Source organism: Bradyrhizobium sp. (assembly GCF_028868675.1).
In the GTDB taxonomy this organism is placed as follows: domain Bacteria; phylum Pseudomonadota; class Alphaproteobacteria; order Rhizobiales; family Xanthobacteraceae; genus Bradyrhizobium.
Genome location: NZ_JAGWUA010000295.1, coordinates 1 through 4,159 on the forward strand (window position 1 = coordinate 1; position 4,159 = coordinate 4,159).

Here is a 4,159-nt window from a genome sequence, read left to right on the forward strand (position 1 = left end):
TCTCTCCAAGCCATGACTGAATTGCATGCATCGCCGCGCTCACCCCAGCGCCTTCAATTCGCCCGGCAGCGCGTAGGCCCATTGCGTGATGTTGCCGGCGCCGAGGCACACGACGAGATCGCCCGAAGCGGCAAGGCCCTTGACGATGCCGGCGAGATCGGAGGAGTTCGGCAGCGGGATCACCTCGCGATGGCCGTGCGCGCGCAGGCCGGCGGCGAAGTGATCGCGGTCGATGCCCGGAATCGGCGTCTCGCCCGCTGGATAGACCTCGGCAACGATCACGGCGTCCGCATCGTTGAAGCAGGTGCAAAATTCCTCGAACAGCGATTGCAGGCGGGTGAAGCGATGCGGCTGCACCACCGCGATGATCTTGCCGCTGGTCGATTCACGGGCGGCCTTCAGCACGGCTGCGATCTCGACGGGGTGATGGCCGTAGTCGTCGATCACGGTGACTCCGTTCCACTCGCCGGTGCGGGTGAAGCGCCGCTTCACGCCGCCGAAGCCCGCGATCGCCTTGCGGATCGCGTCGTCGGAGACGCCGAGCTCATGCGCGACCGCGATCGCGGCCGTCGCGTTGGACGCGTTGTGACGCCCCGGCATCGGCAGCGTGATATCGGCGATCTCGTGGATCGCGCCCGTCTTGCGATTGCGGAAGACGACCTTGAACTTCGAGCCGCCGCCCATCGGCGTCAAATCGACCAGCCGCGCGTCGGCCTGCGGATTCTCGCCATAGGTGATGATGCGGCGGTCCTCGATGCTGCCGACCAGGCTCTGCACGACCGGATGATCGGTGCACATCACGGCAAAGCCGTAGAACGGCACGTTCTCGACGAAGTTGCGGAACGCGTCCTGGATGGCCTCAAACGTCTTGAAGTGGTCGAGATGCTCGGGGTCGATATTGGTGACGATGACGACGTCGGCGGGCAGCTTCAGGAAGGTGCCGTCGCTCTCGTCCGCTTCTACCACCATCCAGTCGCCGGCGCCCAGCCGCGCGTTGGAGCCGTAGGCGTTGATGATGCCGCCATTGATGACGGTGGGATCGATGCCGCCGGCATCGAGCAGCGTTGCCACCATCGTGGTCGTGGTGGTCTTGCCGTGGGTGCCGGCGATCGCGACGCAGCTCTTCAGCCGCATCAATTCGGCGAGCATCTCGGCGCGGCGCACCACCGGAATGCGCTGGGCGCGCGCCGCGATCAATTCGGGATTGTCGCGCTTGATCGCGGAGGAGACGACGACGACGTCGGTGCCGTCGACATTCTCCGCCTTGTGGCCGACCGAAACATTTGCGCCCTTCTTGCGCAGCCGCTCGACGTTGTAGTTCTCGGAGGCGTCCGAGCCCTGCACGGTATAGCCGAGATTGACCAGCACCTCGGCGATGCCGCTCATGCCGATGCCGCCGATCCCGACGAAGTGGATGGGTCCGATCTCGCGCGGCAGTCTCATGATCTATCCCGTGGTTCCTTCGCCATGCCCGGCTTGTCCGAACATCCACGAATCTCGGGTCATTCATGCAAGACGTGGCTGGCCGGGACAAGCCCGGCCATGACGGCAAACCTTCCAAAATCGGCCCTTTTGCGTCATTCCGGCATGCTCGCGAGCCGCGCCGGATCGGCCGACGTCAGATTCCGGCCACCTTGACCACGAGATCGGCCAGCCGGTCGGCGGCATCGAGCCGGCCGACGCTGCGCGCGGCGGCGGCCATGGCGGCCAGGCGCTGCGGCTCGGCGGCAAGCGCGGAGATCTCCGACGCCAGTCGGTCGGAGGTAAATTCGGTCTGCGGGATGCGTAAGCCGCCGTTGACCTCGGCGAGCACGCCGGCATTGGCGAACTGGTCCTGGTCGATCGAGCCCGGCAGCGGCACGAGGATCGAGGGCCGTCCGATCGCGGCGAGTTCCGCGACCGTGCCGGCGCCGGAGCGCGACACCGCCAGATGGTTGGAGGCAAGCCGCGCCGGCAGGTCGGTGAAGAACGGCGCAAGCTCGGCATTGACCTTGAGCCGGTCGTAGACGGCGCGCACCCGCGCCATGTCCTCCTCCCGCACCTGCTGGGTCAGGATCAGCCGGCCCCACAAGGCGGGCTCCAGCCGCTCGACCGCGCCGGGCACGATGTCGGCCATGATGCGCGCACCCTGGCTGCCGCCGACGACGAGCAGGCGAAACGGGCCGTTCGGCTCGGGCGGCGCGTAGGTCGCGCCGGCTGCGGCAAGTACCGCCGGGCGCATCGGCGTACCGACCGTCGTGGTCTTGGGGCCGAGCGCCGGATCGCGATCGAGCACGCCCGGCAGCGAGGTGGCGATGGCGCGCACATGGCGCGACAGGAAACGGTTGGCGCGGCCGAGCACGGCGTTGGCGTCGTGGATGATGCCGGGCACGCCGGCGAGCCGCGCCGCGATCAGCGGCGGCAGGGTCGGATAGCCGCCGAAGCCGACGACTGCGGCGGGCTTCAGGCGCCGCATCAGCAGCAAGGCCGACACAGTGCCGGCGGCGAGCGTCAGGCCAGCATGGGCAAGCTGCAGCGGATTGCGGCCACGTGCGGTCTCGCTCGGCACCACGTCGATCATGTCCTTACTGAACAGGCCGCTGTAGCGGAGCGCCCGCGCATCCGTCACCAGGCGCACGCGAAAGCCGCGCCGGATCAACTCGACGCCGAGCGCCTCGGCCGGAAACAAATGGCCGCCGGTGCCGCCCGCGGCCAGCAGAATCAAGGGAGAGGTGTCCATGGCGGGAGCCTTTTATCCGGTCTCGCCCGTCATTGCGAGGAGCGAAGCGACGAAGCAATCTAGGCTGCTTTCGCGGAGACAGTCTGGATTGCTTCGCGGAGCCTGTCATCGGGCCGCGCGTCGCGCGGACCCGTTGGCTCGCAATGACGAGGAATTACGCGTAGCTGCGCATCGCCTCGGCGCGGCCGATCGACTCGACCTCGGTGCGCGGACGCAGCCGCGTCAGTGCGAGCATCATGCCGACGCCATAGGCAAGCGACACGATCGAGGAGCCGCCATAGGAGATGAACGGCAGCGTCATGCCCTTGGCGGGAATGAGCTGGAGGTTGACCGACATGTTGATCGCCGCCTGCACGCCGAACAGGATCGCAAGCCCCGAGGCGGCGAAGCGCGAGAACATGTCCTCGTTGGCATAGGCGCGGGTCAGCGCGCGGATGACGATGAAGGCGAACAGCGCGAGCAGCGCCAGGCACAGGATGATGCCGAACTCCTCGGCCGCGACCGCGAACACGAAGTCGGTGTGGCTGTCGGGCAGGCTGCGCTTGGCGATGCCCTCGCCCGGCCCGAGACCGAACCAGCCGCCGTTGGCGAACGCCTCCATCGCGGTGTCGACCTGGAAGGTGTCGCCGGAGGCCGGGTTCATGAAGCGCTTGATGCGCCCTGCCACGTGCGGAACGAACAGATACGCGCTGAACAGGCCGGCAGCGGCGACGCCGGCGAGCCCGAGCACCCAGATCATCCGCATGCCTGCGATGAAGAACAGCGCGCCCCATACCATCAGGATCAGCATGGTCTGGCCGAAATCGGGCTCCATCACCAGGAGCGAGACCAGCATCAACAGCAGCACCAGCGCCATCGAGGTCGCCGGCATCTCCGGCCGCTTGGTCGATTCCGCAAACAGCCAGGCGGCGACCACGACGAAGGCGGGCTTTGCGGATTCGGAGGCCTGAATGTTGACGCCGATGAGCGTGATCCAGCGCCGCGAGCCCTTCACCTCGGGCCCGATCGCGAGCGTCAGCACGATCAGGACGATGCTGACCGCGAACACGACCAGCGCGCTACGCCTGATCGCGCGCGGCGACAGGAAGGAGACGCCGATCAGCACCATGAAGGACGGAGCCAGGAACATCACGTGCCGGCTGAAGAAATGGAAGGGATCGAGCCCGATCCGGGTCGCGACCGGCGGGCTCGCCGCCAGCGACAGGATGACGCCGGACAGCATCAGCGCGAAAATCGCCCCGAGCAGCGGCTTGTCGACGGTCCACCACCATTCGGACAGCGGCGTACGTTCTTCACGGGAGATCATGGACGGCCGACCCTCGGACAGAGATCGGACCATTGGTCGCCCAGGTTGGTTTACGAGGGGTTAACGGGATCGATCAAGTTTTGAAGAGACTCGTGCCCCGGACGCAGCGCAGCGCTTCTTCAGCGGTGCGCTGC

General features: G+C 67.1%; 3 protein-coding genes. All 3 read right to left on the reverse strand.

Going from position 1 to position 4,159, the window contains the following annotated elements; translation table 11 throughout:
- Positions 1-39: 39 nt before the first annotated feature.
- A complete protein-coding gene (gene murC, locus KGM94_RS23895) occupies positions 40-1,443 on the reverse strand; it encodes a UDP-N-acetylmuramate--L-alanine ligase (RefSeq protein ID WP_300264775.1) in 1,404 nt (467 codons plus the stop codon).
- A 175-nt stretch (positions 1,444-1,618) separates the two neighbouring features.
- Positions 1,619-2,719 (reverse strand): undecaprenyldiphospho-muramoylpentapeptide beta-N-acetylglucosaminyltransferase, encoded by a 1,101-nt coding sequence (murG, locus tag KGM94_RS23900; RefSeq protein WP_300264778.1) that lies wholly within the window; start codon positions 2,717-2,719, stop codon positions 1,619-1,621.
- Positions 2,720-2,873: 154 nt separating this feature from the next.
- The gene (gene ftsW / locus KGM94_RS23905; protein ID WP_300264781.1) at positions 2,874-4,025 is read right to left on the reverse strand and encodes a putative lipid II flippase FtsW; all 1,152 of its coding nucleotides are present in this window, start codon (positions 4,023-4,025) and stop codon (positions 2,874-2,876) included.
- Positions 4,026-4,159: the final 134 nt, after the last annotated feature.

Coding starts and splice junctions, on each gene's coding strand:
- murG (WP_300264778.1), bottom strand. CDS start 2,719: ATGGACACCTCTCCCTTGATTCTGCTGGCCGCGGGCGGCACCGGCGGC.
- murC (WP_300264775.1), bottom strand. CDS start 1,443: ATGAGACTGCCGCGCGAGATCGGACCCATCCACTTCGTCGGGATCGGC.
- ftsW (WP_300264781.1), bottom strand. CDS start 4,025: ATGATCTCCCGTGAAGAACGTACGCCGCTGTCCGAATGGTGGTGGACC.